The organism is Niallia sp. FSL W8-1348 (assembly GCF_038006745.1).
Lineage (GTDB): Bacteria > Bacillota > Bacilli > Bacillales > Cytobacillaceae > Niallia > Niallia alba.
Map to the genome: position 1 here is coordinate 3,857,618 of NZ_JBBOVV010000001.1, position 17,650 is coordinate 3,875,267.

The 17,650-nt window shown below is 36.3% G+C and carries 27 protein-coding genes; all 27 read left to right on the forward strand.

Features of this window, described 5'->3' with window-relative positions; all coding sequences use genetic code 11:
- A complete protein-coding gene (locus tag NST60_RS18295; RefSeq protein WP_341099711.1) occupies positions 1-144 on the forward strand; it encodes a Fur-regulated basic protein FbpA in 144 nt (47 codons plus the stop codon).
- Position 145: 1 nt separating this feature from the next.
- Positions 146-835 (forward strand): helix-turn-helix domain-containing protein, encoded by a 690-nt coding sequence (locus tag NST60_RS18300; protein ID WP_341099712.1) that lies wholly within the window; start codon positions 146-148, stop codon positions 833-835.
- Positions 836-895: 60 nt separating this feature from the next.
- Positions 896-1,744: a hypothetical protein gene (locus NST60_RS18305; RefSeq protein WP_341099714.1), complete on the forward strand. Its 849-nt coding sequence runs from the start codon at positions 896-898 to the stop codon at positions 1,742-1,744.
- A gap of 447 nt (positions 1,745-2,191) precedes the next feature.
- Complete coding sequence (locus tag NST60_RS18310) at positions 2,192-2,791, forward strand: DNA cytosine methyltransferase (protein ID WP_341099716.1); 600 nt, start codon at positions 2,192-2,194, stop codon at positions 2,789-2,791.
- A gap of 32 nt (positions 2,792-2,823) precedes the next feature.
- Positions 2,824-2,973 (forward strand): hypothetical protein, encoded by a 150-nt coding sequence (locus tag NST60_RS18315; protein WP_224428428.1) that lies wholly within the window; start codon positions 2,824-2,826, stop codon positions 2,971-2,973.
- A 45-nt stretch (positions 2,974-3,018) separates the two neighbouring features.
- The gene (locus tag NST60_RS18320; protein ID WP_224428427.1) at positions 3,019-3,234 is read left to right on the forward strand and encodes a hypothetical protein; all 216 of its coding nucleotides are present in this window, start codon (positions 3,019-3,021) and stop codon (positions 3,232-3,234) included.
- 19 nt (positions 3,235-3,253) lie between these two features.
- Entirely contained in the window at positions 3,254-3,376 is a 123-nt protein-coding gene (locus tag NST60_RS18325) for a hypothetical protein (protein ID WP_263479862.1), read from the forward strand.
- A gap of 108 nt (positions 3,377-3,484) precedes the next feature.
- Positions 3,485-3,934, forward strand: a complete 450-nt coding sequence (locus tag NST60_RS18330) for an ArpU family phage packaging/lysis transcriptional regulator (RefSeq protein ID WP_341099896.1) — start codon at positions 3,485-3,487, stop codon at positions 3,932-3,934.
- Between the two features lie 3 nt (positions 3,935-3,937).
- Positions 3,938-4,114 (forward strand): hypothetical protein, encoded by a 177-nt coding sequence (locus tag NST60_RS18335; protein WP_341099720.1) that lies wholly within the window; start codon positions 3,938-3,940, stop codon positions 4,112-4,114.
- A 350-nt stretch (positions 4,115-4,464) separates the two neighbouring features.
- A complete protein-coding gene (locus NST60_RS18340) occupies positions 4,465-4,650 on the forward strand; it encodes a hypothetical protein (protein ID WP_341099722.1) in 186 nt (61 codons plus the stop codon).
- Between the two features lie 83 nt (positions 4,651-4,733).
- Complete coding sequence (locus NST60_RS18345; protein WP_341099723.1) at positions 4,734-4,979, forward strand: hypothetical protein; 246 nt, start codon at positions 4,734-4,736, stop codon at positions 4,977-4,979.
- A gap of 63 nt (positions 4,980-5,042) precedes the next feature.
- Positions 5,043-5,237 carry a hypothetical protein gene (locus NST60_RS18350; protein ID WP_341099724.1) on the forward strand — a complete coding sequence of 65 codons (195 nt, stop codon included), beginning with the start codon at positions 5,043-5,045 and terminating at the stop codon, positions 5,235-5,237.
- Between the two features lie 128 nt (positions 5,238-5,365).
- Positions 5,366-5,707 (forward strand): HNH endonuclease, encoded by a 342-nt coding sequence (locus NST60_RS18355; RefSeq protein WP_341099725.1) that lies wholly within the window; start codon positions 5,366-5,368, stop codon positions 5,705-5,707.
- A gap of 251 nt (positions 5,708-5,958) precedes the next feature.
- Entirely contained in the window at positions 5,959-6,288 is a 330-nt protein-coding gene (locus NST60_RS18360) for a phage terminase small subunit P27 family (protein ID WP_341099726.1), read from the forward strand.
- A complete protein-coding gene (locus tag NST60_RS18365; protein WP_341099728.1) occupies positions 6,263-8,041 on the forward strand; it encodes a terminase large subunit in 1,779 nt (592 codons plus the stop codon). The genes NST60_RS18360 and NST60_RS18365 overlap by 26 nt, the downstream gene beginning before the upstream one ends.
- An 18-nt stretch (positions 8,042-8,059) precedes the next feature.
- A complete protein-coding gene (locus NST60_RS18370) occupies positions 8,060-9,277 on the forward strand; it encodes a phage portal protein (RefSeq protein WP_341099730.1) in 1,218 nt (405 codons plus the stop codon).
- Positions 9,252-10,013 carry a head maturation protease, ClpP-related gene (locus NST60_RS18375; RefSeq protein ID WP_341099731.1) on the forward strand — a complete coding sequence of 254 codons (762 nt, stop codon included), beginning with the start codon at positions 9,252-9,254 and terminating at the stop codon, positions 10,011-10,013. Before NST60_RS18370 ends, NST60_RS18375 begins: the two co-directional genes overlap by 26 nt.
- Positions 10,010-11,161, forward strand: coding sequence for a phage major capsid protein (locus tag NST60_RS18380; protein WP_341099732.1), 1,152 nt, complete (start codon positions 10,010-10,012; stop codon positions 11,159-11,161). The genes NST60_RS18375 and NST60_RS18380 overlap by 4 nt, the downstream gene beginning before the upstream one ends.
- A gap of 2 nt (positions 11,162-11,163) precedes the next feature.
- On the forward strand, positions 11,164-11,448 hold the full coding sequence (locus NST60_RS18385; protein WP_341099734.1) for a head-tail connector protein: 285 nt from the start codon (positions 11,164-11,166) through the stop codon (positions 11,446-11,448).
- Entirely contained in the window at positions 11,441-11,779 is a 339-nt protein-coding gene (locus NST60_RS18390) for a phage head completion protein (protein WP_341099735.1), read from the forward strand. The genes NST60_RS18385 and NST60_RS18390 overlap by 8 nt, the downstream gene beginning before the upstream one ends.
- Entirely contained in the window at positions 11,776-12,168 is a 393-nt protein-coding gene (locus tag NST60_RS18395; protein WP_341099736.1) for a hypothetical protein, read from the forward strand. Before NST60_RS18390 ends, NST60_RS18395 begins: the two co-directional genes overlap by 4 nt.
- Complete coding sequence (locus NST60_RS18400; protein ID WP_341099738.1) at positions 12,168-12,572, forward strand: hypothetical protein; 405 nt, start codon at positions 12,168-12,170, stop codon at positions 12,570-12,572. Before NST60_RS18395 ends, NST60_RS18400 begins: the two co-directional genes overlap by 1 nt.
- 5 nt (positions 12,573-12,577) lie before the next feature.
- Positions 12,578-13,183, forward strand: a complete 606-nt coding sequence (locus NST60_RS18405) for a major tail protein (RefSeq protein ID WP_341099739.1) — start codon at positions 12,578-12,580, stop codon at positions 13,181-13,183.
- A 3-nt stretch (positions 13,184-13,186) separates the two neighbouring features.
- Positions 13,187-13,525: a hypothetical protein gene (locus NST60_RS18410; RefSeq protein WP_341099740.1), complete on the forward strand. Its 339-nt coding sequence runs from the start codon at positions 13,187-13,189 to the stop codon at positions 13,523-13,525.
- 32 nt (positions 13,526-13,557) lie between these two features.
- Complete coding sequence (gene gpG, locus NST60_RS18415) at positions 13,558-13,920, forward strand: phage tail assembly chaperone G (RefSeq protein ID WP_150908731.1); 363 nt, start codon at positions 13,558-13,560, stop codon at positions 13,918-13,920.
- A 38-nt stretch (positions 13,921-13,958) separates the two neighbouring features.
- Positions 13,959-14,105: a phage tail assembly chaperone GT gene (gpGT, locus tag NST60_RS26830; RefSeq protein WP_445304401.1), complete on the forward strand. Its 147-nt coding sequence runs from the start codon at positions 13,959-13,961 to the stop codon at positions 14,103-14,105.
- Positions 14,106-14,141: 36 nt separating this feature from the next.
- On the forward strand, positions 14,142-17,650 hold a 3,509-nt coding region (locus NST60_RS18420; protein ID WP_341099746.1), incomplete at its 3' end, for a phage tail tape measure protein.

Here is a 17,650-nt window from a genome sequence, read left to right on the forward strand (position 1 = left end):
ATGAACTTAGAGCAAGAAAAAGACGAATTAAAAGCAAAACTTATTAATCTAGGATATTTCAAAACTCCTGATGGAAGACAGCTGTATGAACTTACATATGAGGAGCTTGAAAATAAATATAACCAATTAAAAGGAGCGAATTAACATGTCATATGTAGATTTCAAAGCTTTAGTAAAGAAGATTAACCTTAAGCCAAAAGGCGTGAAAGAAATCGTATTGGAAGTGAGTGATTCTGCTTTAAAAGGACACTTAGACAAATTAGCGGAAATGATTGATGAAAAGGCAGAAATTCAAATTGAATCAATGGTTGTTAATTATAACGTTACTTTAAACGCTCAGACTAATCGTCCTTTGACTGAGTACAAAGTAAATAACAATGGTGTGGTTGAGGAAGTAAAGCCAACATTCGAGCAATTAGAAGCCGACTTAGATTTACCAGAAGAGAAAATCGAGACCAAAGAAGAGAAAAAGGAAATCGATCGTGAACATATCGATGCATTTATTGCAGCTGGTCTTGCTCCGCAATTAGAAAATTATCCTGAAAACTTCGCTGATATTGTTAAACGAAAAACAGAAGGTGAATCTTTCAGTAAATTAGCCAGTGAATTAGAAATCAGTTCTGGTACAGTTGCAGACTTAATAGACGATTATCGAAAAGAAGTAGCTCCACTTGCTGAAGCTTGGTGGGAATGGAAAGAAAGCCAAGGTGAAACAAAAACGGAAGAAAATGAACCAAAGAATGAAGAGTCAGTAACAGAAACCGAGGAAAAAGAACAAGAAACAGAAGAAAGTGAACAATCCAAAGAAAATGAAGATCAAGATGGTGCTGCATAAGTAATAGCTTCACTCTCCTTCCTTCAGGAGGGAGAGAATCAAATATTAGGAGGGACAGAATTGGAAGTAATCAATGTTGGTTTATACGGAGGTAAAAGCATATTTGGAGGAAAAGAAACTCCGATTGAAGCAAGTGTTATTTCTTGTGATAAACACGAAAATTGTTCCTTTTTTAAAAACGGACAATGCCTAAATGTAAGAGCTCCGTTAAGTTCAGGGTGTAAATTCGGATCTGTGAATACATTCAGAGGATATACAAGCAGAGCAAAGAAGTATAGTCAATTTAAAAAGCAATGGCAAGATCAAGAACAATACAACAAATTAAGTTATCCACCACAAAAATTAGGAGTTATCGATGATGTTGTCGTTTTCCCATATCCGTTTATCAGAATAACCAAAAACGAAAATGAAAAATACGTAGTTGGAGAATTTGCTTTGTTTAGTAATAGCAATTCGTATATAGAATTAGAGAAATTCAATAGCGATTTGATATATCGCATCTGCTCTTATCGTCCACAAGCAATGATGGGCGGAGAAATAACTAGTTATCAAAAAGAAAAAGTACCTTTGTTTTTAGCTCACTTGCAAGAAGTATTGCCGGAAGTGTATGAGAACTTCATTGAAGCTTATCCTAACTTTAGCAAAAAGATAGATTACGTTGGAAGAAAGGCTTTATTAAAAACAATTAATCCTTCTGAAATTAGCTATTACAGCAGATATTCCCCGAACTTAACTAATCATTGGTACTGGGATGGTGAGTTTCTCACTTATAAAAGTGGCTATGTGAGTAGTGTTTCAATAATCAATGATTATGAGGTAGATACCTTTAAATTAAAGCCGTCTGATAAGTCAGTTGTAAAAATAACAAGCAATGAACAGGTAACAGCAGACACCGTATTTATAGATTAGGAGGAATCAAAATGAACCACGAACGACAAAATACAGGGTACTAAAATGAGCATAACAAGCCTGTTTGATATGACAGTTTGCTTGATGTGCAATGGACATGGGATGATTGGGAAAAAGGTTTGTCAGCATTGTAAAGGCTCTGGCGAACCACCTTTAAGAATTAAACGTAAGAGACCAAAGAAGGCATAATATGAGTTTTCTAATTGGTTTTTGGGTCGGTCAAGTATCTATATTTTTGATTGTGTATTTGGGATTCAGACATCAAGAAAAGAAACATAGAATGTGAGGTGTTAATCGTGGAAGAAACAACAGAAGAATATATGCCTTGTGCATGGTGTGGCTGTGGATTGATTCCTGTATCGGAGGGGTTTTGCTCTATAGAATGCTTTAAAGAAAATGAGTCGGCTAATAGGGAGTAGATAACTATTGTACGGAAGGAGTGGAGAAATGAAGATATTAAATTTATATTGTGGTATTGGTGGAAATCGCAAGTTATGGGGAGATGAACACCAAGTTACCGCAGTTGAACTAGATCCTAATATAGCTGCTGTATATCAAGACCTTTTTCCGAAAGACAAAGTAATTATTGGTGATGCTCATGAGTACCTAAAAGAACATTTTAATGAATTTGATTTCATTTGGGCGAGTCCACCTTGTCAAACACATAGCAGTTTTAGGCAAAACATTGGAGTAAGATTTAGGGGTGTTGAAGCTGTTTATCCAGATATGAAATTGTATCAAGAAATTATATTCCTACAATACAACTTTAAAGGAAAATGGGTAGTCGAGAATGTGAACCCTTATTATAATCCACTAATTGAATCAAATGTTGAATTAGATAGACATAAATTTTGGTGTAATTTCAAAATTGAAAAGGCTGAATTTGTAAGGCCTAAATTAAGAGAAGCACAGATACCACAATTACAAGAAGCGTATGGGTATGATTTATCTGGTTATAAGTTGCCAAACAAAAGACAAGTATTAAGAAACTGCGTGCTTCCCGATGTTGGTAAACACATATTGGATAGTGCAACTGTTATCGCATAATACAAAATAAACAATGTATGAGGAGTGGGATAGTGGAAACAATGAGATTTCACTGGGAAGACGTAACTGGAAATAAAGGTTCTTTTACAGTCGAAGCTTCGACTGTTGAAGCGTGCATCAAATCTGCCGAAAACGAAACTCGTGGAGAAGGTGTATGGATTACTGATTATTATTCTATCTAGTTTTTATACGAAGTTCGAAACTTATCCGCAGAAAGGAAGGGTATCATGAGCGAAGATAGAAGCCTATGGGTTACTAAAGAACAATTAGATACACCATTATGCGATATATTCCCAGGAACAAAAACAAACGGCACAGCAAGAATTTATGTCCGTAGTTGTGAAGCTATTCTTGGATTACCTCCAAAGAAATTAGAAAAAATGAGTTATGAATATATGAATAGATACATTGATTTATTAGCTAGTCGTATGGAGAATTTGTAGAAAGGAAGGGTGAAGGGAAATGAAGAAAATTATCGGAAGTAAAGTGGTTGAAAATATTCTTTTCTATTCCGTATTGCTAATGATAATTGCGATGCCAGCAATGATAATAACTGTAGTTATTGAGTTTTTAAGGAGAGTGTGAAAGTGGATAGGAATGTGTAATAAAAAAAGCCAGGAAGACTCTTCCCAGCAATTGATAAAACATCCTAAATAAATCATATCACAAATGGGGGGAGTCGTCTTGAAACAAATGTCTTTTGTGCTTCCTGAGATAGATAGAAAAGCGACACAATCAAAAGTCGAGCTGCATTTGGAACAATATCGACTGTTTAAATACTTAGCATTTGAAGAAAGAGAAGCTTCGATAACAGCTAGTTCGGAAATTAGATATCATGGTCCTACTAATGTAACAAGCGACCAAACTTCTAATATAGCTATCTATAATGCAGACCAACAGAAGTATAGAGAGCAATTCATCTTCCGTACTGAAAAGGCTGTGGACAGACTACCCAAGATGGAGAAGTTTCTCATTCAAGAAAGATATATGTCCAGCGAGTCCGAGTATTTAACAGATTACAACGTATATAGCCATAAGTTTCAACCGCCAATAAGTGAAAAGACATATGCGAAGATTCGTTGGAAAGCTTTTTATAAGTTGGCGCTGAATTTGAATATTGCTGTATTAAGTGGGGAGGAATAAAGAGTGATGCATTATGAATTAGAATTTTGTTTTCCAACACATCCAAAGATAATTCTTAAAGCTTTTGTATCTGCGAAAGATGAACAAGGAGCAAAGTCGAAATTTGAAGAAGATTATCCCAATTTAGTTGGATGTGAAATTCTTTCGGTAAATGTTTATAAATCAGAACGGGGAAAATAATCCAAAAAGATTCCTAAAACTTTCCTAGAAAAACTCGAAAAGAAGTCGTGGTATTAGGTTTTATCCGTGGTAAATTTATATTATCAAGAAAATATTCAAAAGATATCAATATGTGATGGCGGAATAGGTAGACGCACAACCTCAATACTGGATAAATCAATGGTGCAGAGGAATTTACCGTATTTATCATGTAAGGTGCAAATCCTTACTCACATATTGAATATAAAATGAAACGTTCCTAGACTCATAGGAGCGTTTTTTTATTTTAATGAACAAATACTCTAGCAAGTTATTAAAATGCGAAATAAGCCAATTCTGTAAGTCTGACAATCATTTAAGAAGGTGATGATATGAAATTAAGTGATCATCTTAAACCAGAACAATTAAAACAGCTTGAGAAGATGAAAAAGAAACCAAGAAATCATAAGCGTAAGAAGAAGCCTAAGAAAGAAGAAAACATTAACTGGCATGACATTATGAACAGCAATAATCGTGGAATGAAACGCGGTAAAGGTGGGGCTTATCGGAATGCGTGATTTGTCGTAACTTGTTGAACGATAGGATATTGTACCTATTCGCCTTTTCTCTGATAATTAGGAGGAAGGGAGGTGGGAATAAAATGTTAGTTAGAGAAGTTGATTTTCCTATTCAAGTAACTCCGATTTATGCAGATCCGAGGAAAAAAAGTAAAACAGAAGTATTTAGTTGGGTTATTTCATTAAGTAAAAATGATACTAATTTTTATGGAACTGTAACCCGAAAAGAAACAGGACAGAAAAAAGAATTTCCAAACTTAGGTTTAGAAGAAAACGAAGCGATGAATAAGTTGAAAGAATATTGTACAAACAGCAGCAGTGCGAAATAAATAAAATCTTATGTTAGGCATTCCTTAGGGAGTGCTTTTTATTTTGGAGAAAGAAGGGGACTCATGAAGAAGATAGTCTATCTACAAGGTCATGTTTATTCAGAAGAAACATTGAATCCTTTTGAAAAGTTTGTATATGAGAAGCTTGAAGAGTTATTTGATTTGCATGTGGAAGGTAAAGTTACTCTTGAACAAGCTACAGTTTACATGAGTTTCTTGAAGAGTGTACAACCATTTATGAATGATAAGGAAGGGTGAGGGAAATGGAGTTACCAAAAGAATTAATTCAAAGATTTGCTAACGTATATGGACTTAGTTATGAAGAAGCTGAAGTGAAATTAATTAAATCTAAGATGTCAACTAACAGGATTTTTAGTGGTGACTGAATGAATGGCAATCAATTCTATGACAAATATAAACGAGATCCAGAGTCACGTAAATTCTATAAGTCTGCCGCATGGGCGAAGGCTAGGAAATTAGCTTTAGAACGTGACAATTATCTGTGTGTTCATCATCTAAAACGAAAACAAATTGTTCCTGCTGATATGGTTCATCACATAAAAGAATTACGTGACTATCCTGAGCTAGCATTAACATTAGATAACCTAGTCTCACTATGTAATGCATGCCATGAAGCAGAGCATCCTGATCGTGGAAGAAGTAAACCGAAGAAAAAGAAATCAAAAATAAATGTTATTAAGTCTCAAGCTAATCAAGAAGTGACTTGATGGAGGATTTGGTATGAAAAGTAAACTAACAACTCATTTTTGCATGATAAAAACATGTGGTTGGAAAGAAATTTCTCATAGGATACGTGATGGAATCAAGTGTCCTAAATGCGGTGGTCCTGTTAATTATTTTCATCCAAGTAAGAAGAGATAGCCCCCCTGCCCTTTAAACTATTTTTAGAGGCTCCAGGGACCGAGGTGGGCCCATCCTGCGTACTGCGATTAATTTTTTCATGAAAGGGGGGTAACTATTGGCCGTACCTACTGCAAAAAAGCTTAGAGATTACTTAGGAGATGAATATAAGGAATCGGATGAGGAATTAATTCAACTATATTTAGAGACGCATCAATTCTACAGAAGATTAAAGACAGAAATTAAAAAACATGATCTTATGTATGAATACACCAATAAAGCAGGGGCTACTAACCTAGTGAAAAATCCCCTTTCCATAGAATTAACTAAAACGGTACAAACCCTAAATAATTTATTAAAGTCTATGGGACTTACGCCATCTCAAAGAAAAAAACTAAAAGACGGTACTGGAACTGGTGAAGATGACGACGATTTCGACGACTTCTAAACCATCTGAAGTAGCAAAATGGTACAAAAATTGGCGTAATGAACAGGTGAAACACTTTTTTATATTAGAGAAACCATCAGCGATTTTAAGAACAACGTGGTATGCCGAACAAGTTGTAAAAGGAAAGATAAAGGCAAGTAAAAAAAATATAAAAGCATGCCAACGACATCTTAATGATTTAAAAAGACAGGGAACAGAAGATTTTCCTTGGGTATTCGATGAGGAAAAAGCACATAGACCAATAAGATATATTGAAAAATTCTGCCGCCCATCTAAAGGGGATTATAAAAGTTTAGTTCTTCAACCTTGGCAACATTTTGTCATAGGTTCTTTGTATGGATGGGTTCATAAAGATACAGGACATAGGCGCTTTCGAGAGGGTCTTATTTTTATTGGTCGTAAAAACGGAAAGACTACTATGATTTCTGGCTTAGCTAACTACGCTGTTTCCAAAGATAATGAACCAGGAGCTCGTGTATATGTGTTGGCTAACACTAAACAACAGGCAGGAGAATTGTTTGATGAGAGTCGGGCGATGGTTCAGAAATCTCCTTTGCTTCGAAAACACCTAAGAGAAAATCAAAAAGGGATTTTCTACGATAAGACCCAATCAAGAATTGAACCGCGTGCATCTGATAGTGAAAAACTTGATGGGTTAAATACACATCTTGGTATTTTTGATGAAATACACGAATTTAAGAACTTTAAATTAATTAATGTTATTAAAAAGTCTCGTGCTGCACGTAAGCAACCAATGATTCTTTATATCACCACAGCTGGTTATCAGTTAGAAGGTCCGCTGGTTCAAAATTATGAGATTGCTACAGATGTTCTTGACGGTGTAATTGACCAAGATAGAAAATTCTATTTCATGGCTGAGTTAGACAGTGTGGAAGAAGTAGAATCACCCGAAATGTGGATTAAAGCTAATCCTAATATGGGTGTTTCTCTTGATTTACCAACCTTAATTGATGACTGGAATAATGATAAGGTTATTCCTTCCGAGAAGAACGACTGGATTACAAAACAGTTTAATATTTTTGTAGATAATGATGAAATGTCATTTGTAGGAATTGAGATTTTAAAACGTAATGACAAAATGATAGAACTTAATGATCTTATTGGCCAAGAAGCCATAGGTGGATATGATTTATCATCTGTGGAGGACTTTACAAGTGCTTGTTTAGAGTTCCCGTTATCTGATGGAAGTGTTTATAGTCTTTCACACAGTTGGGTGCCACAGGCTAAAGTGGATAAAGACAATGAGAGCATTAATTTTAAGGAGTTTGAGGATAACGGATGGCTAACGATTATTCCCGGAGAATATGTAAAACATGAATATGTTTATGATTGGTTTATTGAGAAGTCAAAAGATTATTTCATAAAGAAAATAACATACGATCCAGCTAATGCCTACCGGTTGAACGAAGACCTAAAGACTTATGGGTTTGATACAATCCCTGTTAGACAAGGGCATTTTACATTGAGTCCTGCTTTAAAAGATGTACGTCAGTTACTTCTTGATGGAAAAGTAATTAGTAATAAAAATCGTCTATTCCGTTGGTATATGAACAATGTAAAGTTGATTGAAGATAGAAATGGGAATTTCCTGCCTTCGAAACAAAGTAAATATCGTAAAATTGACGGATTTGCAGCATTTTTAAACTCACATACAGAAGTCATGAAGTTGTTATCTACTGTTCAAGGTGATGGAAATATCGAATTTGTATCAGTGAACGACTTATTTAATTAATTGAAAGGTGGTGAGAATTTGCAATGGTATAACAGAATCAAGCTTTCAGTAAAAGCAGCTGTGACAACATGGAAAGGTACAGGATATGACTTTTCTAAATGGTTTGGTCGTAAGTTTTGGGGTATTGATAATGGCAAAATAGCCACAAATGAGACTATTTTCAGTGTAATCAGTAGGCTAGCTAATACGGTGTCATCCCTTCCGATTAAACTTTATCAAAATTACGATTCTAAAATGAACCAAGCAGCAGATGTCGTAATTAACAATCCGAATCCTAACATGACGAGCTTTGAAGCAATTAACAAAATAGAAGTCTCCAGGAATGAAAAAGGAAATGGCTATGCTCTTATTATGCGGGATATAAGAATGCAACCAGAACAGTTAATTCCTATAGATCCTAGTTATGTAACGCCATTTTTAAATACGGATGACAGTGAATTGTGGTATCAAGTACTTGGTGATAACGGAACACATTACGTCCACAATATGAATATGTTCCATGTTAAGCATATTACAGGGGCTAGCAGATGGGCTGGTATTAGTCCGTTGGATGTACTAAAAAACACTTTAGAATACGATAAGTCGGTACAAGAATTTTCCCTTTCGGAAATGCAGAAAAAGGATAGCTTTATCTTGGAGTACGGTGCCAATGTGGATAATGATAAAAGACAGCGAATAATTGATGATTTTAGGCGCTTTTATCAAGAAAATGGCGGTATTTTATTCCAAGAACCGGGCGTAAATGTAAAAGACATTGATCGAAAATATTTTGCTTCTGATACATTAGCTTCCGAAAAGATTACAAGATCTCGAGTAGCTAATGTCTTTAATGTGCCTGTTAGCTTTCTTAACGATAGTGAAGGTATGGGGTTTGCAAGTAATGAACAACTAATGATTCAGTTCGTTCAAATGACTTTAACACCAATAGTTAGGCAATATGAGCAAGAATTGAATAGAAAATTACTTGTACCAGCTGATAGAAAGGCTGGTTTTTATTTTAAATTCAATTTAGGCGGGCTTCTAAGAGGAGATACTGCGGCAAGAACACAGTTCTATCAAATGATGATTAGAAGTTCAGGAATGAAGCCAGATGAAGTTAGACAGCTAGAGGATTTACCACCTGTTGGAGGAAAGGCTTCTGAATTGTGGATATCAGGTGATATGTATCCGTTAGAAATGGATCCAGCATTACGTAAAGGAGGTGAAAAAGGTGGGCAAACACAAACAAACGAATAAATTTTTCAACATGAAAGCATCAGCAGATGGAAAATCGGCTGACATTTTTATTTATGGCGAGATTACAAAATGGGCTTGGGAAGAGTATGGGGAAGTTTCATCCATTACTTTTAAAAATGAATTAGATCAACTAGGAGAGGGAATTGAAACTATCAATTTATATATAAATTCTCCTGGTGGTTCAGTCTTTGAAACGATGGCAATGATTGCTATGTTGGAACGTCATCCTGCTGATGTTATCTCGTATATTGACGGAGTTGGAGCTTCGTGCGCATCCGTGTTACCAATGATTTCAAAAAAGGTCATTATGTACGCAAACTCACTGCTTATGATTCATAATGCTTGGACATATGCAAGTGGTAATGCAGAACAATTACGCAAAGCTGCAGACGATATCGAACGAATTAATCAATCTATGATTCAATTTTACTTAAAGCGCGCTGGTGACAAACTTGACGCTGATACTTTAAAAAAATTACTTGATGCAGAAACTTGGCTAAGTGCAGAAGAAGCAATGAGCTATGGGCTTTGTGATGAAGTATTAGAAACGAACAACGCTGCTGCTTGTATAGACGAAAAGTGGATGAAACAGTACAAGAATGTGCCAAATGCGTTAGTTTCTAATCGAAATAAAGTCATTTCAGCAGAAGAAATGGCATTAAGGCAACAAATAGCTAATGATTCTAAGGTGAATTCAGCTTATTTAAACACAATTTTAGGAGGAATTATTGAATGAGAACATTATTCGAATTAAAACAAAACATGGCAACAATCGGACAACAATTACAGAAGGTAGAAGGAGAACTTGCTGCAAAAGCAATTGATACCACTGCCACAATGGAGGATATTAAAGCATTACAAACATCAAAAGCAGATTTGCAAATGCGATTTAATGTAATTAAAGAGCAACATGACCAAATGGAAGCTGAACAAAAGGCGAAATTTGAAGGTAATCAAGGTATTACAGGAATAGAAGATCCTAAGCAAAAAGTTACTTCTGCAAAAGCGGAATTGATTCGTGCAACTATCCGTCAGCAACCCGTTCCAAATGATGTAAAAGCAGCATTAGGTGACCGCAATAATACAGGTGGTGAAAAGTTACTACCAACAACTATGACAAATGAACTTTTAATGGAACCATTAGTTAAGAATCCATTACGTGAAATTTCGGTGTTTACTAATTTAATGAATCTTGAGGTACCTAAGATTTCATTCCAACTTGATGATGATGATTTTATTGCTGATACAGATACAGCTAAAGAGTTAAAAGTAACAGGTGATGTAGTTAAATTCGGTAGAAATAAATTCAAAGTGTTTGCTCCTGTGTCTGAAACGGTCATTCGAGGTACTGATGTTAATTTAGTGCAAAGTGTTGAACGTGCTCTTGAATCTGGTCTAGCAGCCAAAGAAAAGAAAGTTGCATTCACAAAAACGCCTAAAGTTGGGGAAGAGCATATGTCATTTTACCAAACAGGAGATTCAGCAATTAAAAAGGTATCAGGTGCAGATATCTACGAAGCTATCGTTAATGCTCTTGCTGATTTACATGAGGATTACAGAGAAAATGCTAAAATCGTTATGAATTATGCTGATTATACTAAAGTTGTTAAGTTTTTAAATAACGGTAACTCTACTTATTTTGCTGCACCACCTGAATCTGTTTGGGGGAAACCAGTAAAATTTATTGATGCTGCTTCAGAACCAATTGTTGGTGATTTTAGCTATTCTCATTTCAACTATGATCTTGATGTGCTTTATGAGCGCGATAAAAATGTTCGTACAGGTATTGAGGATTTTGTTTTAACTGCTTATATGGATCACCAAATTAAATTAAAATCAGCATTCCGTATTGCAGAGGTTGAGACTCCTATTGAAGGTGCATAAGTATGATTACCTTAGAAAACTTCACTGAATTGAAAGATGCTATAAGAATTGATGGGAGTGAGGATGATAGTGTCCTCACTCTTCTTTTAAATGCAGCAAAAGGATACTTAGAAGGAGCTGGAGTACCTGAAGCGAAAATATCTGAAGAAACATTAGATTTATATAAACAAGCTCTTATCATCTACTTAGAAATGGACTATGAGTATGATGAAAAGAAAATCCCAAGACTTGAACGATCATTTAATCGTATATTGTTACAACTAAAGGCTGGTGTTTCCTATGACTAAAAGAAAATATAACACCAGAGTTACTTTTTATGAATACGCAGGAAATGATGGACCTGATCCAGGTGAGAAAGTTAAAAGAGTTCTTTACGAATGCTGGGCAGATATCGAAGGAGTATGGGCAAAAGATTTAGAGTTAGCTAAAGCAACAGGAACTTTGAATGATCTTACTATCAAAATTAGAGATCCTAGAGGTTCTTACCAACCAACAAATAAACATTATGTATCTATTAATGCACCAATTTATAAAAACACACACTTTAATGTTAAAAATATTGCTCCTGATTTAAGGAATAGAAGAGAAATAAGAATTGTCGCAGAGGTGACAACATGAGCGTAAACATCAGAGGTAACAGTGAATTACTTAGGGAAATAGAAAGACGATTGGGAGAACAAAGATCACAACAAATAAGTGATAGAGCATTATTAGCTGGTGCAAGGGTATTTGTTGAAGAACTTAAACGTCAATTCGCTACCTTTAAAGATCAGGGTTACTCATTAGAAGAAATCACTATTTCTGAACCAACTGGAAAAGCAGGACAAAGGACAGTGAAAATACATTGGCGCGGTCCACATGATCGTTATAGAATCATTCACTTGAATGAGTGGGGAACTGTTAATAATCCTAATCCTCGAGGTAAAGGTGCAATTGCAAGAGCAATGAGGAATGCAAAGAACGCATACAGAGAAACAGTTAAACGAGAATTGAGGCGAGGTCTTTAATGGATGTACTCGCAATTATTTATAACGCTCTAATCGCTGATGAATTTATTGCAAAAGAAGCAGCTGGTCGGATTAAGTACTATGAGTATCCAGAGAGCGGGGAAGTTGATAAACCTTATATTATTATTGATCCTTTGGATATTCCTAAGCCATCTGATTTCGCTGATGATACCTGGTTGACATATGATTGTCTTTATCAAATTGAAGTCTGGACGAAAAATCGAGCAATAACAATGGCGTTAGGAGAAAAAGTCCATAATATTCTGTGGAAACTAGGCTTTAGACAAACTGGTGGTCTATCACAATATGATTCAGGAATTTTCCGTGATGCAAGACGTTTTAGCGGAAAGTTATACAGAGAAGATTTCGACACAATTGCAGTGTCATTAAATAAAGAGGAGTGATTAAATTGGCAGGAGAAAAAAGTTACAGATCATCAACTGGTGTAGACGAGTTTTATTATGGAAAGATTGGGGACGGTATTGTAGCAGAAGCGATTGAAAGAGTTAAATTTCTGCAAAATATTAGTGTTGAAATGTCCCAAGAAATTGTACGTGCTTATGGTGATAATAAAACGGCTGAACTTGCTGTTTCTGCAGGGGAAATAGGTGTAACCTCAGCGTTTCATAAAATTCCTACAGAAGATAAAGTACAATTGTTAGGTCTCGAAACTGTGAATGGTATTACAGCGATGGGAAGCAGTGATGCTCCTCCTTATGTAGCTGTTATTTTCGCAAAAACTTATGAGGATGGTTCTAGAGAATATGTAGGGCTTCCAAAAGGATTGTTCATGCGTCCGAATATCGAAGGGCAGACCAAAGAGGATGGTACTGAATTCAGCAGCGAAGAAATTGAAGCTCAATTTATGGATCGTGAAGTAGATGGATTCGCGGACGAAAAGTCAGTTCTTTTTGCAACAGATAAAAAAGGAACTACAACAAATCGTGATGCTCTGTTTATGAAGATTTTCGGTAAAGCATATCCAAGCGAAACAGCAGTACCGGAGGGAGCGTAAACCATGACTAGTACATTAAAAGTAGATGAAATTAAAAAGAAGTTAACTGATGCGGGAATCTCCTTTGATGAAAAAATGAAAAGGGATGACCTTCTTCGTTTATTGGACGAAGTGAATCAAAACGATGCTACACCACCAGAAGAAACAGATCAAGCTGAAGAACCACAAAAGAAATATGTAGTTGTCCACGATTTCAAAGACCTGAAGGACCAAAATACAATTTACATTAAAGGTGATATCTATCCAAGACGAGCGGATGCTGTTGTGGAAGAGGATAGAATCAAAGAACTATCATCCACGAAAAATAATATCGGGAAAGTACTAATTAAAGAGCAGGATTAATTCCTGTTCTTTTTATTTTGGAGGGATAGAAAATGGCAAATTTAAAGAGACATATGATCGAGTTAGTCAAAGAGGTTAAAGAAGGGGAAATAGTAACAGAACAATTTCTTACTCCTGTATTTATTCCCTTCTCTGTTGTGTACGAAGCTATTGATATGACTGAAGAAATTGCTAAGAGTGAAAAAGAAAAAACATCAACTTCTGAAAAGGAATTATTTGATAAGTTGTTAGACTTTGTTGCTACAAGAATATATAACAATCAATTCACAAAAGAGCAGCTATTCAACGGCCTTCATGCTCCAGACGCTATCCAAATTCTACAAGAACAAATAATGTTCGTAGCAGAAGGAAGGCAGAATGATGAAACAAAAAAGTTTTTGGCGACGAAACGTTAACGGATGAGGACTTTTCACCAGCCAAACAAAAAGAATATATGGACGCTCTCGTCCTTGATTTAGTAAAGGATGGTAAAGACATTAACGAAGTATTAAATATGCCATTTCATTTTATGTTGGAACTGTTGGCTGAAAAAAATAAACCTAAACAAACAAAATCCTTAATTACCGCATTCGGAGGTTAAGGATTTTTTTATTTTTTCTAAGAGAGGAGGGAAAGCATGGAACTCATTGAAGGTTTATCGATTGGGTTAGACCTAGAAACCACAGCTTTAAATAGGGGATTAAACGGATTGAGAGATAAACTTCGCTCTGTAAACAGTGAAATGCGAGCAAGTCTTTCTGCTTTTGACCGCGGTGATCGTTCAGTAGCTTCTTTTGAAACTCGCCTTAATAGCCTGAATAGGAAATTAGAAGTTCAAGAAGAAATTACAAAGGCTGCCAGGGCAGAATATGAAAAGATGGTTCAGCAACATGGTGAAGGTTCTAGGGAAGCAGATAAAGCAGCAAGAGCTTATAACAATGAAGTTGGAAATCTTAACAACCTTAGAAGACAAGTAAGAAACACTACAGCAGATTTAGAAGAGCTTAGGGAAGAACAACGAGTAGCTACTTCCCATTGGACTATAATGGGAAACGCTATCGGAGAGACAGGAAGCCGTTTAACAAAAATTGGGGATAAAATGAAATCCCTTGGACAGTCAATGTCAATGTATGTTACTGCTCCTATAGTTGGAATTGGGACAGCTGCTGCACAAACATCTATTGAATTTGAGGCACAAATGTCGAGGGTTGGAGCCATTGCTGGTGCTACTGCGGATGAACTTAAGGCATTAAAGAAGGAAGCCTTAGATTTGGGTGCTTCCACAAGTAAATCAGCTAGTGAAATAGCTGAGGGGCAAGAAAATTTGGCTGCAATGGGCTTTACTGTTAAAGAAATTATCGGAGCAATGCCTGGTGTTATATCTGCAGCTGAAGCATCCGGTGCAGATATGGCACAGACAGCCGATGTTATGGCTGCATCCTTGAACATATTTGGTTTAAAAGCTTCTGATGCAACAAAGGTTGCTGACATACTTGCACAAACAGCTAACCAGTCGGCTGCAGATATAACGGACATGCAATACGCTTTGAAATATGCAGGACCACCTGCAGCTGCTCTTGGTGTGAGTTTGGAGGAACTTTCAGCCTCGATTGGAATCATGACTAATGCGGGGATGCAAGGTGAGCAAGCCGGTACAACTTTACGTGCTGCTTTACTAGGTCTTCTTGATCCATCAGAAGAGAATAGCAAAATGATGGAAAGCATGGGGATTGCAATAACTGATGCAGAAGGGAATTTTGTAGGAGTATCTAATCTTGTGAAAAACCTATCTGAATCAATGGAAGGACAGACTGAAACACAAAAGGCTGCTACACTTGCAGCTTTAGTTGGTACTGAAGCTGTGTCAGGTATGCTTTCTCTAATGCAAGCAGGACCAAAGGAAATCGATAAAATGACCAAGTCTTTAGAGGGAAGTGGTGGAGCTTCTTCTACTGCTGCAGCTTTAATGAAGGATAATTTAAAGGGAGCTTTAGATGAGCTAGGTGGTGCTTTTGAAACAGCGGGAATCACTATAGGTAGTATCTTAACTCCTTATATAAAGAGTTTAGCAGGCATCATTCAAGGATTGGTTCAAAGGTTCCTTGATGCTTCACCAGCCGTTCAAAAGATGACTATAGGTATTGCTTCTTTTGCTGCTGCAATAGGGCCACTATTGTTAATAGGTGGGGGGTTAATTGGATTCTTAGGTAATGCAGCAACTGGATTGGCTACTTTGTTTCCGAGGATTGCCCAAGCTGGCGGACTGTTGAAGTGGTTGAAATTAGGTTTCTCTGCTTTAATGGGGCCAATAGGAATAACCATTGGAGTATTGACGTTATTAGGTACAGGATTTGTATTATTATATAGAAATTCTGAAACCTTCCGAAACGGAATACAAAATTTACTCACTAAGCTTAAAGAATTGGCACAAAGTGCTCTTACAGCCTTACAACCTGCAATCCAAGCGGTAGTAAAATTCTTTAAAGATCAACTAGCAATTATTCAACAATTTTGGAAAGAAAACGGTACGGTCATCATGGCCGCCCTAACTAACATTGGGAACTTTATCAAGAATACTTTTAATAATGTAATCCTACCAGTAATTCAATTCGTCATGCCATTTATACTAGCTATTATCAAATCTGTGTGGGGCAATATAAAGGGCGTGATTTCAGGAGCATTAGATATAATTATGGGAGCTATAAAGGTTTTTGCTGGCTTATTTACTGGTGACTTTTCAAAAATGTGGGAAGGAATTAAGCAAATGTTTATGGGTGCCATAACCTTTGTGTGGAATTATGTTCAACTACTTTTCTTCGGAAAGATTTTAAAAGGAGTCGGTGGATTTGTAAAATCATTCGGTTCTGGTTTAAAAGGCGGTTGGGATAATGCGATTAGTGGCATAAAAACATTTGCAGGTACAGCAAAATCATGGTTTGCAGGCTTGAAAGACGATGCATTAGCAAGATTCAGGGAACTGGTAGATGGAGCGAAGGCACTTCCAGGTAAAATTGGTAACGGAATAAAGAGTATGGCAGGGAAAGCTGTTGACGGAGTAAAGGCTCTCGGAAATTCAATGGCGAATAAATTGGAATCCATAGTTAACGCAATAACTCAGGGTGGAATAAATGCAATCCTTACAAAGTTAGGGGTAAGTAGTAAATATCTTATTCCTGCCCTTGATATTCCTGAATACGCAAAAGGAACAAGTGGTCATAAAGGGGGTTTAGCTATCTTAGGTGATGGCGGTCAACGTGAGCTCTTTATAACTCCAAAAGGGCAAATGGGATTATCTCCAGCTACAGATACTTTAATGAATCTTCCTAAAGGTACACAAGTTTTATCAGGCAATAATACGCAAAAGGCTTTAGGATCTGTTCCTCAATATAAAGATGGTGTTGGTTTTTGGAATAATATTTGGTCGTATATATCAAGTCCTAAAAAGTTGCTTTCTAAGATGTGGGAACACTTAAAGCTTCCTTCTCTTGATATTCCAGGTGCATTTGGGAATATAGGCAAGGGCTCAATATCATTGATAAAAGACAATGCATTACCTTTCTTAAAAGATATATTTAAGAATATGTTTTCAAGTTCTCCTTCTGGAAAAGGAGTGGAGAGATGGCGCTCAACTGTTATGCAAGCATTAGGTATGAACGGTTTACCAACAACAGAAGCGTATGTAAATGCTTGGTTAAAACAAATTCAAAGTGAATCTGGCGGTAACGAAAAAGCAATACAATCAATGGCTGTTAACGATATAAATGCCCAAACTGGCAACCTTGCAAGAGGACTTGTTCAGGTGATTCCTCCAACTTTTGATTCTTTTAAGTTTCCTGGTTATGATAATCCCTTTAATGGACTCGATTCATTACTAGCAGGTATTAACTATGCCAAATCCCGTTATGGTTCAAATATGCTTAATGTAATTGGTAAAGGGCATGGTTATGCTACAGGCGGCCTAATTAATAAAACTGGTCTTTATCAGTTGGCAGAGGGCGGTTGGCCTGAATTTGTCATCCCTACTGATCCAAGTCGAAGAACAGATGCTATGAAGTTATTAGCATTAGCAGGAAAACAGATTCAAGGGAATAAACGTCCTAATCAATTACCAAATGTTAATAATAGTAATGATAATTCTGTTATGAG

What these genes read in the sequence shown, in the direction of transcription:
- NST60_RS18295 (WP_341099711.1), top strand. Translation starts at nt 1, where the DNA reads ATGAACTTAGAGCAAGAAAAAGACGAATTAAAAGCAAAACTTATTAAT.
- NST60_RS18300 (WP_341099712.1), top strand. Translation starts at nt 146, where the DNA reads ATGTCATATGTAGATTTCAAAGCTTTAGTAAAGAAGATTAACCTTAAG.
- NST60_RS18310 (WP_341099716.1), top strand. Translation starts at nt 2,192, where the DNA reads ATGAAGATATTAAATTTATATTGTGGTATTGGTGGAAATCGCAAGTTA.
- NST60_RS18320 (WP_224428427.1), top strand. Translation starts at nt 3,019, where the DNA reads ATGAGCGAAGATAGAAGCCTATGGGTTACTAAAGAACAATTAGATACA.
- NST60_RS18325 (WP_263479862.1), top strand. Translation starts at nt 3,254, where the DNA reads ATGAAGAAAATTATCGGAAGTAAAGTGGTTGAAAATATTCTTTTCTAT.
- NST60_RS18330 (WP_341099896.1), top strand. Translation starts at nt 3,485, where the DNA reads ATGTCTTTTGTGCTTCCTGAGATAGATAGAAAAGCGACACAATCAAAA.
- NST60_RS18340 (WP_341099722.1), top strand. Translation starts at nt 4,465, where the DNA reads ATGAAATTAAGTGATCATCTTAAACCAGAACAATTAAAACAGCTTGAG.
- NST60_RS18345 (WP_341099723.1), top strand. Translation starts at nt 4,734, where the DNA reads ATGTTAGTTAGAGAAGTTGATTTTCCTATTCAAGTAACTCCGATTTAT.
- NST60_RS18350 (WP_341099724.1), top strand. Translation starts at nt 5,043, where the DNA reads ATGAAGAAGATAGTCTATCTACAAGGTCATGTTTATTCAGAAGAAACA.
- NST60_RS18355 (WP_341099725.1), top strand. Translation starts at nt 5,366, where the DNA reads ATGAATGGCAATCAATTCTATGACAAATATAAACGAGATCCAGAGTCA.
- NST60_RS18365 (WP_341099728.1), top strand. Translation starts at nt 6,263, where the DNA reads ATGACGACGATTTCGACGACTTCTAAACCATCTGAAGTAGCAAAATGG.
- NST60_RS18380 (WP_341099732.1), top strand. Translation starts at nt 10,010, where the DNA reads ATGAGAACATTATTCGAATTAAAACAAAACATGGCAACAATCGGACAA.
- NST60_RS18385 (WP_341099734.1), top strand. Translation starts at nt 11,164, where the DNA reads ATGATTACCTTAGAAAACTTCACTGAATTGAAAGATGCTATAAGAATT.
- NST60_RS18390 (WP_341099735.1), top strand. Translation starts at nt 11,441, where the DNA reads ATGACTAAAAGAAAATATAACACCAGAGTTACTTTTTATGAATACGCA.
- NST60_RS18395 (WP_341099736.1), top strand. Translation starts at nt 11,776, where the DNA reads ATGAGCGTAAACATCAGAGGTAACAGTGAATTACTTAGGGAAATAGAA.
- NST60_RS18400 (WP_341099738.1), top strand. Translation starts at nt 12,168, where the DNA reads ATGGATGTACTCGCAATTATTTATAACGCTCTAATCGCTGATGAATTT.
- NST60_RS18410 (WP_341099740.1), top strand. Translation starts at nt 13,187, where the DNA reads ATGACTAGTACATTAAAAGTAGATGAAATTAAAAAGAAGTTAACTGAT.
- gpG (WP_150908731.1), top strand. Translation starts at nt 13,558, where the DNA reads ATGGCAAATTTAAAGAGACATATGATCGAGTTAGTCAAAGAGGTTAAA.
- gpGT (WP_445304401.1), top strand. Translation starts at nt 13,959, where the DNA reads ATGGACGCTCTCGTCCTTGATTTAGTAAAGGATGGTAAAGACATTAAC.